11 protein-coding genes are annotated in these 18,015 nt (G+C 58.3%); 5 read left to right on the top strand and 6 right to left on the bottom strand.

Annotated features, from left to right (window positions below; genetic code table 11):
• The first annotated feature begins 134 nt into the window (after positions 1 to 134).
• From torA to ACP15V_RS08025, 3 genes are all read left to right on the top strand, one after another.
• On the top strand, positions 135 to 2,594 hold the full coding sequence (torA, locus tag ACP15V_RS08015; RefSeq protein WP_424943149.1) for a trimethylamine-N-oxide reductase TorA: 2,460 nt from the start codon (positions 135 to 137) through the stop codon (positions 2,592 to 2,594).
• A 79-nt stretch (positions 2,595 to 2,673) separates the two neighbouring features.
• Positions 2,674 to 3,297 carry a hypothetical protein gene (locus tag ACP15V_RS08020; RefSeq protein WP_424943150.1) on the top strand — a complete coding sequence of 208 codons (624 nt, stop codon included), beginning with the start codon at positions 2,674 to 2,676 and terminating at the stop codon, positions 3,295 to 3,297.
• A gap of 62 nt (positions 3,298 to 3,359) precedes the next feature.
• The gene (locus tag ACP15V_RS08025) at positions 3,360 to 5,705 is read left to right on the top strand and encodes an ATP-binding protein (protein ID WP_424943151.1); all 2,346 of its coding nucleotides are present in this window, start codon (positions 3,360 to 3,362) and stop codon (positions 5,703 to 5,705) included.
• Between the two features lie 396 nt (positions 5,706 to 6,101).
• Here the strand turns inward: ACP15V_RS08025 and ACP15V_RS08030 are convergent, their stop codons facing one another.
• The 5 genes from ACP15V_RS08030 to ACP15V_RS08050 form a co-directional block, all read right to left on the bottom strand.
• Entirely contained in the window at positions 6,102 to 6,623 is a 522-nt protein-coding gene (locus tag ACP15V_RS08030; protein ID WP_424943152.1) for a hypothetical protein, read from the bottom strand.
• Between the two features lie 61 nt (positions 6,624 to 6,684).
• A complete protein-coding gene (locus tag ACP15V_RS08035; RefSeq protein WP_424943153.1) occupies positions 6,685 to 7,596 on the bottom strand; it encodes a hypothetical protein in 912 nt (303 codons plus the stop codon).
• 11 nt (positions 7,597 to 7,607) lie between these two features.
• On the bottom strand, positions 7,608 to 10,010 hold the full coding sequence (locus tag ACP15V_RS08040) for a vWA domain-containing protein (protein ID WP_424943154.1): 2,403 nt from the start codon (positions 10,008 to 10,010) through the stop codon (positions 7,608 to 7,610).
• A 75-nt stretch (positions 10,011 to 10,085) separates the two neighbouring features.
• Positions 10,086 to 11,822, bottom strand: coding sequence for an alpha/beta hydrolase (locus ACP15V_RS08045; RefSeq protein ID WP_424943155.1), 1,737 nt, complete (start codon positions 11,820 to 11,822; stop codon positions 10,086 to 10,088).
• 356 nt (positions 11,823 to 12,178) lie between these two features.
• Complete coding sequence (locus tag ACP15V_RS08050) at positions 12,179 to 14,968, bottom strand: bifunctional aconitate hydratase 2/2-methylisocitrate dehydratase (RefSeq protein WP_424943156.1); 2,790 nt, start codon at positions 14,966 to 14,968, stop codon at positions 12,179 to 12,181.
• 421 nt (positions 14,969 to 15,389) lie between these two features.
• On the opposite strand from ACP15V_RS08050, the gene aroQ reads away from it, so the two are divergent.
• Together aroQ and ACP15V_RS08060 are read left to right on the top strand one after the other, a co-directional pair.
• Entirely contained in the window at positions 15,390 to 15,830 is a 441-nt protein-coding gene (aroQ, locus tag ACP15V_RS08055; protein ID WP_424943157.1) for a type II 3-dehydroquinate dehydratase, read from the top strand.
• A gap of 2 nt (positions 15,831 to 15,832) precedes the next feature.
• Positions 15,833 to 16,600 (top strand): helix-turn-helix transcriptional regulator, encoded by a 768-nt coding sequence (locus ACP15V_RS08060; protein ID WP_424943158.1) that lies wholly within the window; start codon positions 15,833 to 15,835, stop codon positions 16,598 to 16,600.
• A gap of 444 nt (positions 16,601 to 17,044) precedes the next feature.
• On the opposite strand, the gene tsf is transcribed toward ACP15V_RS08060, so the two are convergent.
• Positions 17,045 to 17,920, bottom strand: a complete 876-nt coding sequence (gene tsf / locus ACP15V_RS08065; protein ID WP_424943159.1) for a translation elongation factor Ts — start codon at positions 17,918 to 17,920, stop codon at positions 17,045 to 17,047.
• Between the last annotated feature and the right edge of the window lie 95 nt (positions 17,921 to 18,015).

The raw sequence follows: 18,015 nt of genomic DNA on the forward strand, positions 1-18,015 counted from the left end.
TCTGTTTACACAACATTACACGCGGTTAAACCTTTCCCCGAACCCCATTCACATCCGTTTGAAACAGTCATGCCAATCGCAAAGTCAGGCAATCGCGGGCTTTGCAGATGATTTACGAAGCAATGGAGGAAACAATGTCCATTCACAATTCCAATACCATCACCCGGCGCGGCCTTTTGAAAGGGGCCACAGCCCTTGGCGCATTTGCAGCCTTTGCACCGGCCGTTTTGCGGGCAGGGGCCGCCCATGCCGCAGGCGCAGGTGACGTGCTGACCGGGTCCCACTGGGGGGCGTTTAACGCCACCGTTGAAAACGGGGTCTGGACCAAGGTGCGCCCATGGGATCAGGATCCGCATCCCACGCCGATGCTGGAAGGGGTGATGGACAGCGTCTATTCACCCTCGCGCATCAAATATCCGATGGTGCGCAAAGCCTTTCTGGAGAATGGCCCCGGTGCCAGCCCCGAGAACCGCGGTGCAGAAGAGTTCGTTCGTGTCGATTGGGACACCGCTCTTGAACTGGTGACAAATGAACTGAAACGCGTCAGCGACACCTATGGTCCGACCGGCGTGTTTGCCGGGTCTTACGGGTGGAAAAGCTCGGGCAAATTGCACAATTGCCAAAACCTTCTGCGCCGTGCGCTGAACGTGGGTCTGGAAGGCAAGTTCGTGAACAGCTCGGGCGATTATTCAACCGGGGCCAGCCAGATCATCATGCCCCACGTCATGGGCACGCTGGAGGTTTACGAACAGCAAACCGTCTGGCCCGTTGTTGTGGAAAGCACCGATGTGCTGGTCTTCTGGGGGGCTGATCCGATCAAGACCAACCAGATCGGTTGGACCGTGGCCGACCACGATGGCTATCCCTATATGGAAGAGTTCAAGAAGACCGGCAAAAAGGTGATTGTGATCGACCCGATCCGCACCGACACCGCCAAATTCTTTGACGCCGAATGGATCCCGATCCGTCCGCATACCGATGTGGCAATGATGCTGGGCGTCGCGCACGCGCTCTACACCGAAGGCAAACACGATCAGGACTTCCTCGATGAATACACCGCCGGGTTTGAGAAATTCCTGCCCTATCTGACCGGTGAAAGCGACGGGACGCCGAAGACCCCGGAATGGGCTGCCGAGATTTGTGAGGTGCCTGCTGAGCAGATCAAGGAACTGGCGGCGCTCTTTGCCGACAACCGCACGATGCTAAGCTCCGGCTGGTCGATCCAGCGCCAACACCATGGCGAGCAATCGCACTGGATGCTGGTCACTCTGGCCTCGATGCTGGGTCAGATCGGTCTGCCGGGCGGCGGTTTTGGTCTGAGCTATCACTATGCCAACGGTGGGTCTCCTTCGGCCAATTCGGTTGTGCTTCCGGGGATTTCGGATGGGGGTGCCGCTGTCGAAGGGGCGGCCTGGCTGACCGAAGCGGGGGCCGCGTCCATCCCCGTCAGCCGGATTGTCGAAATGCTGGAAAACCCCGGCGGCGACATGGATTTCAACGGCACGCGGACCCAGTATCCCGAAGTCAAAATGGTCTATTGGACCGGCGGCAACCCGTTTGCCCACCACCAGGACCGCAACCGTATGATCAAGGCCTGGCAGACGCTGGAAACCGTGGTTGTGCAGGACTTCCAATGGACGGCCACCGCGCGGTTTGCAGACATCGTTCTGCCCGCCACCACATCCTATGAGCGCAACGATATCGAGCATATCGGGGATTATTCGCTGAAAGCGATCCTGGGCATGAAAAAGGTCGTGGACCCGGTCTTTGAATCGCGCACTGATTTCGACATCTTCACCGATATTGCCACACGGCTTGGGGCAGGGGACGCCTTTACCGAAGGCAAGGACGAGATGGCCTGGATCAAGGGGTTTTATGAAGATGCCGCCAAACAGGGCCCGGCCAAAGGTGTGGATGTGCCCGGTTTCGACGACTTCTGGAATGCCGGTGTGGTTGTCTTTGATATCCCGGAAAGCGCCAAACAATTCGTGCGCTATGCCGATTATCGCGATGATCCGCTTTTGGAACCGCTGGGCACACCCACCGGTAAGATCGAGATCTATTCGAAAAACATCGAGAAGATGGGCTATGACGATTGCGGCCCGCACCCGATGTGGATGGAGCCGGTGGAGCGTCTTGGGGGGAACCAACCCTATCCGCTGCATGTGAACTCAGGCCACCCGAATGACCGTCTACACTCGCAGCTGTGCGGCACCAAGATCCGCGAAGGCTACACCGTGGCCGGGCGCGAACCCTGCGTGATCAACACCGACGACGCTGCTGCACGCGGTATTGCCGATGGCGATGTTGTGCGGGTGTTCAATGATCGGGGTCAGGTGCTGGCCGGTGCGATTGTGTCTGATGACATCCGGGCAGGGGTCATTCGCCTTTACGAAGGGGGGTGGTATGACCCGGTCAACGGTGGCGAAGCTGGATCGCTTGACGCCTACGGTGATGTGAACTGCCTGACCGTTCCCAATGGCACATCAAAACTGGCGCAGGGCAACTGTGGTCACACCGGGCTTGCCGATGTCGAGAAATTCACCGGCGACCTGCCAGCAGTGAATGTCTTTGACGCCCCGGCAGAAGGGTAATCGAACCAATTCAGCGCGCGCGGAGCTTCGCGCGCGCTGTTTCTTTTCAGGAGTGGGAAAAATGCGGCTATTGCTCTGTTTGTTCACATCATTCGTATTCGGATTTGCCGCCCACCTGCCGGCCTATGCGCAAACCCTGCCAGCTTCGGACCTGTCCTATCTGGATGGCACGTTTGCCATTCACGCCGCGCCAGATGGGGATGCGCGCCCCATGGGCAAGCTGTTGGTTTCCGCCCCTTTGCAGGTCACGTCACATCAGGGGGATTGGAGTGAGGTCGTGTTGCAGGGCTGGACCCAGGCCGGGGCCGAAAGAATTCTCTATGCCGCGCCGGGCATTCGCGTCCTGCACGCGGCCCTGTCCAAATCGGCAATCACGGCCCTGACATTTTCGGACCAGATCACCGATCCCGACACCGGGCTGGTCTGGACCAGGACCGAGCTGAAGGGGTGGATAAAATCCCCTGTTTTACGCCCCGGATTGCAAGATATCTGGGCGCGGGCCGAACCGCTGTTTTCAGAGCGTTGCACCGCCTGCCATCAGCGACGCATCCCACATCATTATACCGCAAACCAATGGACCAGCCATTTAAAGATCATGGGACCACGCACCGGATTGCCAAAGGAGGATCAATTTCTGATCCGGGCATATCTGCAGTACCATTCAAAAGATGCCGACAGGCTGGGTCCGACGCCCGCGCATTGATCTGCCCCAAAGCCGCACGCCCAGGCGTGCCGTAGGATGCCACTTTCACCAGAGGATCGACCATGCTGAACCTGAAAACGCTGATTGAAAACCACGAAGAATGGCTGACCGATCGCGTGGTGCATTACGCGCAGCAAAAATCCTATACGCAATATTCATCGACCCTGCGCGAGGCGTGGCGCATTTCGATCTGCGGGCTGAGCGAGCCGCTGGTGCAATTCATCGAGGCCGCCCAATCAAGCGACGTCCCCCACAAAGCCGCCGTTCAGGACGCCACCGAATTTGGCGTCGCCCAGGGGCTGCGGCATCGGGCCTTGGGCATTGATCTGGGCAATTTCGTCGGGCTGTTGAAACTCTACCGCAACGCCTATCTGGATCTGATCCACGCCAAAGAACCTGACAGCAATCAAAGCGGACTGCTGCGGGATCTGATCATGGAACTTTTCGACAGTATCGAGGTCGGATTGCTGGACGCCTGGGGCACCACGAATGTCTCGGATCAGCTTGTCGAACTGCAAACCCGCAATCGCGAGCTCAGCAATGAGAAGAACAAATATCTGACCGTGTTTGAAAGCATCGCTGAACCGGCGATTTTGCTGGATCCGGAAGGGGCGCCCACCCATGTGAACGCGGCCGCCAACCGGTTGCTTCTGGGCGAAGAGCAGCCCGGGGCAGGGTATTACGGAGATCTGACAAACCCGCTTTTACACATGATTGTCGGCAAACTTTTGCGATCCAGCAAGGCCTCTACCGGCCCTGTAACGCTGGACACGCCCCATGGGGAGCGCTCGTTTGACGTGTCGACCCAGAATATGCTGGACATCAGCAAGAAATTTGCCGGCAGTGTGATCATTCTTCAGGACATTACCGATTATCTGAAAGCGATCGAGGCGGCGCAGGCGGCTGACCGGGCCAAGTCGATGTTCCTCAATACGATCAGCCATGAAATCCGCACGCCGCTGAACAGCATTCTGGGGCTGACGGGCTTGATGGAAGATGGCGAATTTCCCCCCAAGGAAACACGGCAGCTTCGCAGCATTCGTGCCTCGGGTGAAATGCTGTCCGCCCTGATCGAAAACGTGCTTGGCCTGTCGAAAGCGGAAGCGGACGCCTTGCAACGTGTCGAACAGGACTTTCATCTGGAAGACATGTGTGACGCCATCTTCCAGGTTCTGGAACTGGAAGAAGACAGGAAACGCCCCAAACTGATCCGCCATATTGCGCCGGATGTCCCGCTGCACCTTCATGGGGACGGGCACAAGTTGCGTCATGTGCTTTTGAACCTCTTATCCAATGCGCTGAAATTCACGGATGAGGGCACGGTGACGCTTTCCGTGTCATCGCAAGGGGCGCTTGACGCAAACCGCCATCCGTTGCGATTCGAGGTCATAGATACCGGACCCGGCGTGGCAGATGACGCAATCGACACGCTGTTCGAACCCTTTCTTCAAGGCGAACACAGCGGTGCTGTCACGCCCGGGGGCAGTGGCCTGGGGCTGGCGATCTGCAAACATCTTGTCGATTTCCTGGGCGGAGAGATTTCATATCGCCCCAATCCGGCCGGGGGCAGCATCTTTACTGTGGTGATGGATTTTTCCCCGGCCAAGCAACACAAACAACCGGGGCAAAGCGCCTCATGCCATCGGGTGTTGGTGGTGGAAGACGATCCGGTGAACGCCATTGTGATCGAGGGATACCTGAAAGAGCTGGGCAACGACGTCACACTTGTCCGCTCCTTTCCCGACGCTGAACTGGCCTTGTCGCAACCCGACTTTGACCTTGTTATCACCGATTACAGGCTGGGACAGCATACCGGTCTGGATGTGGCCAGAGCGGTGCGCGAAACAGAACTGAAAACCGACCGATCGATCCCGATCGTGATTGTCACGGCTGCCATTCCGCACGACAGCAACAACCAGATTCAAAAGCTGGGCATCGACCTTTTCCTCGAAAAACCGTTTTCGCGCTACGAACTTGCCAATGCTCTGTCCTGTGTCGGGCCGGGAAACACGGTGGATCCTCACGCGGATCGAAACAGCACGTACCAACCTGTCAGCCGTGATGCCCTCAACCGTCTGTTGTCCGACCTTGGGTTCACCCGATGCCAAACTGTCGTGCAAAGCTTTCAAAGCAATCTGCCCAGCATGATGTCAGGGATGCAGTCCCGACTGGACCTTGACGATGTCGATGGAATTTCTGAACTGACGCACCAATTGATCAGCGCGGCCGGGTTCATCGGCGCGGGCAGGCTGGTCAGCTTGGCCAAGCAGCTGAGGAAAAACTGCAAAAATCGCGAACGCGCACCGATGTCAGAAGCGCTTGACGATCTGTGTTGCGAAGGGAAACGTGTGTTGATGGCGCTTGAACGGGAATGGCGGGAGATCAGTGCGGCATATCTCGGACCCTAAAGTGTGCGGGATAAGACGGAAGCCGAAACGTCACGAGGTCGGAGTGGTGATTGTCCAGCAGTCTTCATAGGAACATCAGGGGCCAGCAACCAGGAACGCAGACGCCATTTGGGCGCTCTGACGATCTATGACAGGTCCAATCCCGGGGGAGAACGCTGCACAAAGTGTTGAAGCCGAGTTGGAGTTCTTGGAGCCGTGGAAGCCGGTGAAATCTAAATGCTTTTACGCCTCTGATTTCGTGAGAAGGCGAATATCATTCATTTGATCCCATAATTTACGTACTCCGACACATGGGTCCCGCGTGCATCAGCAATACGCATAATCAGTATTATGTAATATTTCTTACATCAGGAACGCCTAGTATGTTTCTTTACCACAAGGCTTTTCCAACATGTCTTATCGCGACCAATGTGTCGCGCGTTTGGCCTGTCCACCCATCGCGTGCAATTCCCCCGACAGGATGCCGTACATGGAACGTTCGTTCAGCACGAAGAGGAACAGCTCGAAATCTACCATCCCTTCGGGGTCCTGGAACTGGCCGGATGTATAGACCTGCGGTAGCATTTGCCCCTCGGCGCAGCCCGCGATCAGTGCTGCTTCCTCGTGGGTCACAATCTGGGGCTTTTCGCCGAAAAGATGCTCTCCGGCGTCCAGGATGGTTTGGCTGGGCGCATCGAGGGTAAAGCGCGCGTCTTCGATGAATGTCAGCTCATGTGTGCCCGGCGCCATGTCACCGACCACCGCCAACCCGGTTTCCGTTGGCACAATCTGCGCCCGCGCCGCGTTGCCCGCCGGAAGGGGCATCGTCTTGCCTGCGAAAGTCAGCGTGCCATAGCTGTTGGTCACCTGCCAATCCCCGATCAGGGACAGCGTAAGCTCCTCCTTGCTGAGGGTGCAGGCGGCGGCGGGTGGCGCCATTGACGCGAGCAGACCCAATGCAGCGGAAATTATTTTCACACATGATATCATAATCATAACCCTAATTCTTAATGTATTTTCCGATCACAATGGCCGAGCAGACCTCAGCCCCGCCCGCCATCCGGGCCAGCATGGGGGTCAGCGTCATCAGCACGCGGGACCAGACGTTGATCCTAGTCTCTGACGTTGCGACAAGGGCCATGCTGACAGTCAGCGCCATGCCTGACCCCTCTGCCTGCAACCTATAGGGTTGCGCGTAAAACCCGTTGGGTCCGTTCCGCTCCCAGGCAAAACGCGCATAATCAGAGTTCAGGTCGGCTGGCGTCCAGCCCGAGGGCGCAAAGGTGACGTTGGCCGCGCCCGCGCGGGCCACCTGCGTGGCCGCCATCTCTCCGACGCCGGGCGGGCAACCGGTGATGTCGGGTGCGTTCAACTGAATGCTCCACGTCCCGTTTTGGGGCTGAATCGGGGTGGATCCGCCGGAAAAGAAACCCTTTGGCCCGTCAAAACCGGCCCCGGGTGTCTGCGCCTCATCGGCGGTGAAGGTTAGATCCTCGCGGGTCTGCGTGCCCTCCCCCTCAGCAAACTCCAGATCCTCGCGAACGTCCGTGCCTTCATCCTCGGCAAAGTCCAGATCCTCGCGCAGGTCAGACCCTTCATCTTCCGCAAATGTCAGATCGTCATGCCGGTCGTGCACAACCCCATCCGCCCCGAAGACCATTTCGTATTCCTCGGGCGAGGTGTAGACCGGGCTGGGGGCGCCGGTTTGTGCGTCTTTCACGATGATCTCGGGGGTGCCAAAGATATCGACAATACCGCGCCCGCCGAACATGTCGTTCAGCTCCGCATCATTTAACATCGTGCCGGTAAAGCTCAGCTCGCCGCCATGATCAATGTAAAGCGGCAGCTCTTGCGCGGCGGCGGCACAGGGCAGCGCTGACAGCAGCACAGCGGGGAAAATAAATCGGTTCATGGCACGGCCCCTTAATAGAGTTTCACAAAGGCGGTCTGGTTGGTGGCGCTGTTGGTGATCTGGCCGGACCATTGATTGCTGGTGCCGTCCCAGCCGCCCGGACGAGACAAGAGCATGTCAAGCTTGCCATCGGCAAAACTCACTGTGCCATCCATGCTGGTCACGACAGGGCGATTGTCCCAGCCAAGGCGCAGCTCGGCCTCGGCCACCGACCTATCCTGCAGCCCAAACTGGCCGGGGTTGGACAGCATCAGCTGTACTGTGATGGTCCCTGCCCGCTCCTCTGGTTCTGTTATTTTCATCAGGCCGATTGTCCCACCCATGATCTTGTCATCCACGGTCCAACTGCGTTCCAGCGGCAGCCAGCCGTCAGGTCTGGGCATCTCGCCGTGGAAGCTGAAATAAATCAGTTCGAAATCGGTCTGGTCGCGCAGCACATCCGTGGCCTCGTGGCAAAGCATCCCTTGTGGCACCTCGACACAGGGGCCAAGCTGGGCGTCCCATTGCCGGGGGTTGAGCGCCACGGTAAACGCCCCGCCCTGCACGCGTCCCATGTGAACGGTGGGGTGGTCCGCCTGCGCGCCGCCTGCGGTGGTGTAGTAGAACGGTTCGTCACTGGCCCAACCGGCGGGCATCGCCCATTCCAGCGCCACGCGGCGGTCCTGAATGCGGCAGGGCGCATCGCCCTCGCAGGTTTTCCAGATCTCGAAGGGCAAGGTTTGCGGGCCGTTTTCCGCCGCCAGCTCTTCGTCGCTGAGCATGGTTTGCGCGGTTTCGCCCCCCTCTGCATGGTCCCCCATGTCCTGCGCGCTGGCAGGCAGGATGTCGATCACGTCCAGATGATGTTCCGTCCCATCCGCGCGCAGAAGCTGCAAGCGATAGGTGCCGGGCTGGGTCTGTGGCGGCACAAGGATCAGCCCCCCGTCGGGCACCCCGGCCATCTGGCTATCCTGCCCATCCAATCCGATGAACATCACCTGATCATTGGTGGCAATTGGCCCCTCTACCCGCAACCCGCCCCCGGTGCCCGGGCCGATGGGTTCGATAAGCTGCGACAGGGTGAATTCCGGCGCGGAAGCGTCGGTGGCGGCATTGTCAGTCTCATCCGCGATGGCGCCGATGGCCCCCGGTTCAACCAGCGTGATCGGGAAACGGCCCAGATTGTCGGCCAGATCATAGCCTTCGCCCATCACAATGATTTCATACGGCCCCGCCGCAAGATCATATTCCCACGGGTAAAAACTGTGTTCGGTGGTCTCGGGGTCGCTGCCAAACCGGTAGGAGAAGGTCACATTCTGATCATAGGCAGTGGCCCCTGCGGGAAAGAGCATCACGCTGTAGGTGGCGTTTTGCTGCAAGGGTTTCAGGCTGCGCAGTTTGAACTCGATGGTGCCATCGGTGGCAAACGGCCCGCTGCCGGTCAGCGCGAAGGCGGCGGTGCTGGCGGCGAAGGGGATCGACACCTCTTGGGTGGCCTCGCCAAGCGCAACCTCCACCTCCCCTGCCCCGCCATCGCCCTGGGCGGCAAAGCGCCAGTTGCCCTGTGGCAGGTCAATTTTTAGCCCGGTCAGCACCTGATCAGCGCCGGACAATTGGCCAAGGGCGCGGGTTTCACCGGTGTCGGCCTCGGTTGCGGTCAGGGTCACGGCGGCGGGCCGTGCGGTGCCGTCGGTGACGGATATCGTCACATGGGCCGAGGTGATCCCGGTGGGCGCATCCCACGCCTTTGTGACCTGCGTGTTTGTGACCTGCGTAAACGCGTCGGACAGCGTGGCGGCGTCCCGCGCATCCACATAGGTGCCGCCGGTGTTTTCCGCCAGGCATTGCAGCTGGGCCTTATCCGCCGCGTCGCGAATATCAAAGCCGATCACATGGGCGGTGAAATTGACCCCCAGCCGTTCCAGCTCTGCCCCCACGGCACAGGGGTCAAGGTCACAGGTTTCCTTGCCATCCGACAACAACACAACCGTGGCGGCGTTTTCGGTAAACTTCAGCTCTTCCGCCGCCATGCGCACCGCTTGCGACAGCGGGGTTTTGCCACGCGGGGTCAACCCGTTCACCACATCTGCCAAAGACGCGGCCGCCGCGGCCGAGGGCGGGGCCACCAGTTCGATGTCGGAACAGTCGCCCTTGCGCCGATGCCCGTAGGCGATCAGGCCAACAGACTGGCCTGAACTTGCCCAATCCGCGGACATATCGCTGAACACGTCCCGCGCAATCTCGATTTTTGCAGTTCCGCCAACCTGACCCCACATCGACCCGGAGGCATCAAAAACCACCATGAGATCGGGGGTTTGCCCGTTCTGCTGCCCATCCTGCTGCCCGTCCTCGGCAAACGCCGTGGACCCTGTGAATGTCAGTGCGGCTGTTGCAAAGCCCAACCAGATTGCCCGAACGGTTTTGCCGTATATCACCTGAAGTCTCCTGTTCTTTTGCACCAGATCTAGAGCCTGTGGAAACCGGGTTCATACCCTAAATAGTGTATAGCCTTACCGGTCCTGATCCACGGTCTTGATGATGTGGTTCAGGATGAACTCTGTTTGTTGATAAATCAGCAGGTCAGCGGTGTTTTCGACGGGGATAACGGTGATGTTCGGATTGCGCGTTTCAAGCGCCTGATATTCGCGCAGATCAAACAGCCCGTCTTCGGTCGGGACCAGGCTGCACATGGGAATGGTCAGGCGGTCGATGGCCTCATCAACGGGGGCGTGAAACATCTGCATATCCCGCACAAAGGGGCGTGTGCCCTGAACCGCCAGATGGGCGCAGGCGTCACGCACAAGCGTGGCGGTTTCGGGACTGCGGCAGGTCTGAAGATCAAGCGGCGTCGACGCATGGGCGCGTTCCAGATACCAGTCCAGCCCGTGTTTTTGCATCATCCGAAAGCCCAGTTTCGCAATCAGCTCCAACAGGTCCGGGGCATATTTGCCCAGACGCAACAGGGTGGCTTGCGGCACGGGGAGTTTCCTGAATGCCGCCCGATTGAGACAGCCGTTGAAGCCGACAGACACGAGGGCGCAAAACCTGTCCGGGTGCAGATCCTGCTCTGCCAAGATCGGAATGATGCCATCCGACAGCCCCACCCCGACACAGGTTTTCAGCTCCAGCGCCGTCATGAAATCGTGCAAAAGGGTGCGATTGTCCTCAAGCGGTGACAGATCCTCGTGCAGCGACGAGTTCCCATAGCCGGGGCGCGACGGGATCAGCAGCTTAATCCGGGCTTTGGTCAACAGGCCCTCGGCCTGCGCGGGCAGAAGATAGCCCATCGCCATACCGCGCAGAAAGATCACCGGGGTGCCTTTGGGATCCCCCATCCAGGTCCAGGCAATTTTGCGGCCCTCGGGCGTGACGATGATTTTCTCGCGATCCAGCGGATCCCGCCACGTGGATCGGAGCCCTTTTGTTTCAAGCAACTGACGGCTGGCGACCATCGCAAACAAGCGGATCAGGTCGGCCTGCGATGACGCCCCGGTCTTGGACATGATGGTTTTCATTTGCGTGCGAACCGTGTGGCGCGACACGCCGCGCTTTTCGGCAACCAGGGTCAGGTCACATAGCTGGAAGAACTGCCGCCCCACCTCAACCTCGGCATCGGTCAGATCAAACGCCTGTTTCAACCGGTTGGATGTCGCAGACGACCAGGCCAGTTCCAGCGTCCGAATGGCAATATAGGGTTTGGGCTGGTTTGGCAGCCAGCTGAGAAAAATCTCGGCAGGAAAGGCGGCATCATCTTGCCCCTGATCAATGATATGGATCACCGATTGCGCGGCGTTGCCCCTTTGATTGGCCGCCCTGACAACCGCGTCAAACATTTTGCGCGACGCCGGATCGACGCGATCTTCGCAAAAAAACGCACCGGTATTTGTGCCGAAACTGTTGATCCCTTCCACATTGATCGACGCAACCCGCAAATCAGGGCTGAGCACAATGGCGGGCCCGGCCACCTCGGACACAATTCGTTCCAAGGGATCGCTATGGTCGCTGACATCCAGCCGATCCAGGGTATCCCCGGCCGCGTCCAATTGCGCGATAAAGGCGCTGGCAAATCTGTTGCCCCAGCTGCCATCCGCCGTTTCAAGGGCATTCAGCTTCTGGTTCCAATTGAGGATCAGCTTGTCAAACGCGTCCTGATCGACAATGGACCGGAACGTGTCAGAGACAATTTCAAGATCAAGATTGCTGACCGCCTGTGCGCTATCATCTGCCGTTTTCCGTTCGTCACTCATTCAAAGGAACCGCTTCTGCCCAAAGGTCTCATGCCCCCAACCTAAAGCGTTTCGCAGGTAATCTGAAACACAGATTTGGGGCGCCCCTGGGGGAATAGTGTTGGATCTGTCGTTGCTTGACAGGAACGGCCGCGGCTCTGAGCCGTTGCCATCATAGTTTTGGGCGGTGTTTTGGCGGGATGAAGGCGCAAAACAGCCATGGATATTTGATCTGCGGCCCCAAAACTGATGGTGGACACCACAGTTTTATGACCCCGTAAAAAACTTCCAAACCAATAGAAAAAAGATCACCGGATTGCGCCGGTGATCTTTGATTTATTGCGCTTGCAACCATGTCTGGCCGCAGGTGGCGATCATTAGAAATGCGCCGATTTCGAGGTTGCCGGGATTTGCAGCGGCGGCGCGAATTTGGTCAGATCAATGCCTTCGACGGCGGTTTTGTATTCATCGAGCGTCGGCGTGCGACCAAGGATGGCCGAGAGCACAACAACCGGGGTCGAGGCCAGCAGGCTCTCGCCTTTCTTGCCCGGCGCATCCGCCACAACGCGGCCCTGGAACAGGCGGGTCGACGTGGCCAGAACCGTGTCGCCTTTTGCGGCTTTTTCCTGGTTGCCCATGCAGAGGTTACAGCCGGGACGTTCGAGATAGAGGATGTTCTCATACTCGGTGCGGGCGTTTTCCTTCGGGAACAGGTCGTCGAAGGTGAAGCCCGAATATTTCTCGAGCACCTCCCAATCGCCTTCTTCCTTCAGCTCGTCGATGATGTTGTAGGTCGGCGCGGCCACAACGAGCGGCGCTTTGAACTCCACCTTTCCCTCGGATTTCTCAAGGTTCTTCAGCATTTGCGCGACGATCTTGATGTCACCCTTATGCACCATGCACGATCCGACAAAGCCCAGATCCACGTGCTTTTCCGCCTTGTAGTAGGAAATCGGGCGGATTGTGTCGTGGGTATAGCGCTTGGACACATCTTCGTTGTGAACGTCCGGGTCGGCGATCATCGGCTCGACGATCTTGTCCAGATCCACCACGACCTCGGCGAAATATTTCGCGTTGTCGTCCGGTGCCAGCGCCGGGTTCGTCCCCGACTTGATATCCGCGATACGGGCATCGGCCTTGTTGATCAGGCCTTGCAGCAGCTGCGCTTCGTTGTCCATGCCCTTGTCGATCATGATCTGGATGCGCGATTTCGCCAGCTCAAGCGAGCCGATCAGCGTTTCGTCGTTCGAGATACAGATCGAGGCCTTGGCCTTCATCTCGGCGGTCCAGTCGGTGAAGGTGAAGGCCTGGTCAGCCAGAAGCGTGCCGATATGCACCTCGATCACGCGACCCTGGAACACGTTGTCGCCGTGTTGTGCCAGCATCTGCGCCTGGGTGGCGTGCACCACGTCGCGGAAATCCATGTGATCGGCCATTTGGCCTTTGAAGGTCACCTTGACCGATTCCGGGATCGGCATCGAGGCTTCGCCGGTGGCGAGCGCCAGCGCGACGGTGCCCGAGTCCGCGCCAAAGGCCACGCCTTTTGACATCCGGGTGTGGCTGTCGCCGCCGATGATCACGTCCCAGTCATCCACGGTGATGTCGTTCAGCACCTTGTGAATCACGTCGGTCATCGCGGGATAGTTGCCCTTGGGGTCGCGCGCGGTGATCAGGCCGAAATCATTCATGAATTTCATCAGCTTGGGGATGTTGGCCTGGGCCTTTTTGTCCCAAACCGACGCGGTGTGACACCCCGACTGATAGCCCACGTCAACCGATGGAGAGATCACGGTGGCGGCCATGGCTTCCAGTTCCTGCGCGGTCATCGGCCCGGTGGTGTCCTGGCTGCCGACCACATTCACCTTCACGCGCACATCAGAGCCTGCGTGCAGGGTGGCACCCGGCGTGGTGCCCAGGGCGTTGCGGTTGAAGATCTTTTCAACAGCGGTCAGCCCCTGCCCTTCGGCGGTCACCTCTTTCGACGGTGCATAAGCCGATTTGAGCTCTTGCCCCAGCGCCTCGGCGGCAAAGGTTTGCAGCTTTTTACCAAAGACCACAGCGTAAGAGCCGCCCGCCTTCATGAATTCCATCTTCTGGGGCGTGAAGGCTGCGGCGACGCTTTTCAGTTCTTTGCCAGAGGCGTCATGCAGAGTTTTGGTTTTTGAGTTGATGGTCAGCACGGTGCCGGTGGCCACGGAATAGGCCTCTTCCAGCACGGGTTCACCATCATCATCCAGCACGACATTGCCGTCTGCATCGGTTTTCTTGACCCAGTTGTCCAGATCTATGCCAATGCCGCCGGTCACGCCCACGGTGGTCAGGAAGATCGGCGAAATGCCGTTGGTGCCGGCCACGACAGGCGCGATATTGATGAAAGGCACATAGGGGCTGGCTTTCTTACCGGTCCACAGCGCCACGTTGTTCACACCCGACATCCGCGACGAGCCCACACCCATGGTGCCCTTCTCCGCGATCAGCATCACGCGCGCATCGGGGTGCTGTTTTTGCAGCTCCTGAATTTCGGCCTGCGCTTCGGGGGTGATCATGCATTTGCCGTGCAGCTCGCGGTCAGCGCGCGAATGCGCCTCGGCGCCGGGCGACAGAAGGTCGGTCGAGATATCGCCAACCCCGGCGATATAGGTCACGACTTTAATCTCTTCTTCCACCTCGGGCAGCTTGGTGAAGAACTCGGCCTTGGCATAGCTTTCCAACAGGTCTTTCGCCACGGCGTTTCCGGCTTTGTAAGCCGCTTCCAGACGGTCGGTGTCGGCTTCGTAGAGGAACACCTGGGTTTTCAGAACCTCGGCCGCCTGCCCCGCAATCGCGACATCCTCGCCCAGGGCCAGATCCAGCAGAACCTCAACCGAGGGGCCGCCTTTCATGTGCGACAGCAGTTCAAACGCGAAATCCGGCGAGATTTCATCGACACTCACCTGACCCAGAATGATCTCTTTCAGGAAGGTGGCCTTCACGCCCGCCGCACTGGTCGTGCCGGGCAGCGTGTTGTAGATGAAGAAGTTCAGGCTGTCTTCGCGATGGGCGTTGCCCTGATCCTTGATCTGCTCGATCAGTTCCCCCACCAGCGCGCCATCATCGATGGGTTTGGGGTTCAGGCCCTGGGTCTTGCGGGCTTCAATCTCGGTTAGGTAGTCGGTGTACAAGCTCATGACGATCCCTACGCGTTAGAGTTTGGGTTAAGCTTGAACGCCGGGTCGCGAGGCATTTCTGGCGGGCCGGGAAAAAGCTTGCTGAGCGCAGTCATATTTCAGCATACATTTGTATGCAAGAACTTTTCGGCCTGAAAACCAAGGGAGTTCCCGAACAGGGCCCCTGCCCCTGCGCCTGCCCGACAAACCTGTGCCGGTCCAGATCGCGGTTCACGGACTTCGGTGAAATCCCCTCACGAAGACGGATCACACAGGTCCAGTGAAGCCCGCCCATTTTTTACATTTGCGTCGGAATTTCGGGAAAGCGGCTGACCCCACGATATATGCACCTATACTTAAGGAGCTGTTCGAGGAATGGCCAACCCCCTCGACAACCTTGATCATTCGTGGCTAAGTTGTTCACGGGAAAAGGGATAACTACATGTCATCATTACTGGTTCTGAATGGTCCGAACCTCAATCTGCTGGGGACACGGCAGCCTGAGATTTACGGCACCACAACACTTGCGGACATCGAAGCCGACTGCCTGCGCCACGCCAAGACACGTGGGGCTGAGTGCGTGTGCCTGCAATCCAATCACGAAGGCGCGCTGGTGGATGCGATCCATGCGGCGAAATCGCAGCATGACGGGATCATCCTGAATGCCGGCGCCTATACCCACACGTCGATTGCCCTGATGGATGCCATTATCTCCACGGAAATGCCGGTGGTAGAGCTGCACCTGTCCAACATTCACGCCCGCGAGGAGTTTCGCCATCAATCCTATATCGCAAAGGTGGCCATCGGCCAGATCTGCGGGTTCGGGGCGCAGGGCTATGTACTGGCAATTGACGCGCTTTTGGCGCATCTCGAAGCCACCTGATCATGTCTTTGATGGATCGGATCCGCGATGTGTGCAGCTGCACCTCTTTGCAAGAGGTCTGGCAATTGCAGCGCGAGGTATTTGATGCATTTGGTTTCGACCGGATCATCTATGGCTATTCACGTTTCTTCACCCTGAACAATTTTGGCCCACGCGAGGATATCCTGATCCTGTCGAACCATGAGCCGGAATATCTGAAATCCTACACAGAAGAAGAGATGTATGTGCATTCGCCCATGGCGATCTGGGCGGCACGGAACACCGGGGCCTGTTCCTGGCGCTGGGTGGCTGAAAACGCTGATCTGATGGGAGAGCGACAACGCGAAGTGTTGGAGGTCAACCGGCGTTTGCAGGTGACCGCGGGCTACACCATCGCCTTCCCATCCGCCACGTCCCGGACGCGCGGCGTGATCGCCGCCACCGCCAAACCGGGGCTTGATCAGGACGAGGTGGACGATATCTGGCGCGACATTGGCCATGATCTGGAAACCTTTGCCAATGTATCTCACCTTAAGATCATCTCGCTTCCTATTGAAACCCAAAGACAACCCCTGACGGCCCGTCAACGCGAGGCGCTGGAATGGGTGTCTGATGGCAAGACCACGCAAGATATTGCAACCATCATGGACGTCTCGGTTGCGACGGTGGAAAAGCACCTTCGAATCGCACGCGAGAAGCTTGGGGTCGACACCACGGCGCAGGCGGTCGCAAAAGCCTCGTTTTTCAACCAGATCTACATGGTGGCCGGAACCGCAGAAGGTGGAAAATAAGCAGGAAAAATAGCGTCCTCATTGGGAGGTAAGGAAAACCCGACTATCGCAAAAGACATTCAAGGTTGATAATACAATTGTTCCGTGAGTGGTGGCTTTGGCCTTTGGAACATTGGGGTGAGGGACCTGTGATTTCAGATGTCGTTCATTCTTTCGGGTAACCGAGGGCTGGTGCCTATGGAGTATTTTTCCCTCTGGCACCAGTTTTTCTTTTCCCTTGAGAGGGGTTCGCTGTCCCGCGGATCCATCTTTGCGGCGTCAACTTTCCCCGTTGGCGCCGCTTTCCTTTCACCGCATTGCCGGATCTGAAGGCGCTTCTGCAGAGCCATAACGAATTCGTCGCGGAAAAGACCCCACCAAAAGATGCACATCACATGAAAAAGGGGCCGGACACCCGACCCCTTTCCAATTCACGCAGAACAGTCTCCTGCCCTGTGATCCGATTTAGCCTTTGACGGCAGCAGCCACTTCAGCGGCGAAATCGGTTTCTTCTTTCTCGATGCCGTCGCCCACTTCCATGCGCACGTACCCAACGATCTCGGCACCCGCTTCCTTGGCGGCCTGTTCGACGGTCAGGTCAGGGTTCAGAACAAAGTTCTGGCCCACCAGGGTCACCTCGGCGAGGAACTTTTTCATGCGGCCCTTGATCATATTTTCAATGATGTTCTCGGGCTTGCCGCTTTCACGGGCTTGCTCGGTCAGGATGGTGCGTTCTTTTTCAACAACAGCCGGATCCAGATCCGCTTCGTTCAGCGCAGCCGGGTTTGCCGCAGCCACGTGCATGGCAACCTGCTTGCCGAACGCCTCGTCGCCGCCTTTCAGCGCAACCAGAACACCGATTTTGCCCATGCCGTCAGCAGCCGCATTGTGGATGTAAGAGGCAACAACGTCCCCTTCCACCGATGCCATGCGACGCAGCGACATGTTTTCGCCGATGGTGGCGATCTTGTCGGTGATGGTGTCAGCAACCGATTTGCCACCCAGATCAGCCGCGTTCAGACCGTCAATGTCCGACACGTTCAGGGCAGCGTTTGCAATGCCAGCCACCATGCCCTGGAATTCGGCGTTCTTGGCGACAAAGTCGGTTTCCGAGTTCACTTCAACGGCAACACCTTTGCCACCTTCAACAGCCACGGCCACCAGGCCTTCTGCGGCGGTACGGTCGGCCTTTTTGGCGGCTTTCGCCAGGCCTTTGGTGCGCAGCCAGTCCTGGGCGGCTTCCATGTCGCCGTCGTTTTCGACCAGGGCTTTTTTCGCGTCCATCATGCCAACGCCGGTGGATTCGCGCAGTTCTTTCACGAGTGCAGCAGTGATTGCCATCTTAACTCTCCTTGAGGATCTTCGGCCGGGACCTAGCCCATGCCGGTATCAATTCTGTGACATCGAGAATACCGATGCCCGCAGTCTATAAAGGC

Origin of the sequence: Aliiroseovarius crassostreae, from assembly GCF_049803815.1 — a bacterium.
GTDB lineage: Bacteria > Pseudomonadota > Alphaproteobacteria > Rhodobacterales > Rhodobacteraceae > Aliiroseovarius > Aliiroseovarius crassostreae_A.

Coding starts and splice junctions, on each gene's coding strand:
- torA (WP_424943149.1), top strand. CDS start 135: ATGTCCATTCACAATTCCAATACCATCACCCGGCGCGGCCTTTTGAAA.
- ACP15V_RS08025 (WP_424943151.1), top strand. CDS start 3,360: ATGCTGAACCTGAAAACGCTGATTGAAAACCACGAAGAATGGCTGACC.
- ACP15V_RS08030 (WP_424943152.1), bottom strand. CDS start 6,623: ATGGCGCCACCCGCCGCCGCCTGCACCCTCAGCAAGGAGGAGCTTACG.
- ACP15V_RS08035 (WP_424943153.1), bottom strand. CDS start 7,596: ATGAACCGATTTATTTTCCCCGCTGTGCTGCTGTCAGCGCTGCCCTGT.
- ACP15V_RS08045 (WP_424943155.1), bottom strand. CDS start 11,822: ATGAGTGACGAACGGAAAACGGCAGATGATAGCGCACAGGCGGTCAGC.
- ACP15V_RS08050 (WP_424943156.1), bottom strand. CDS start 14,968: ATGAGCTTGTACACCGACTACCTAACCGAGATTGAAGCCCGCAAGACC.
- aroQ (WP_424943157.1), top strand. CDS start 15,390: ATGTCATCATTACTGGTTCTGAATGGTCCGAACCTCAATCTGCTGGGG.
- ACP15V_RS08060 (WP_424943158.1), top strand. CDS start 15,833: ATGTCTTTGATGGATCGGATCCGCGATGTGTGCAGCTGCACCTCTTTG.
- tsf (WP_424943159.1), bottom strand. CDS start 17,920: ATGGCAATCACTGCTGCACTCGTGAAAGAACTGCGCGAATCCACCGGC.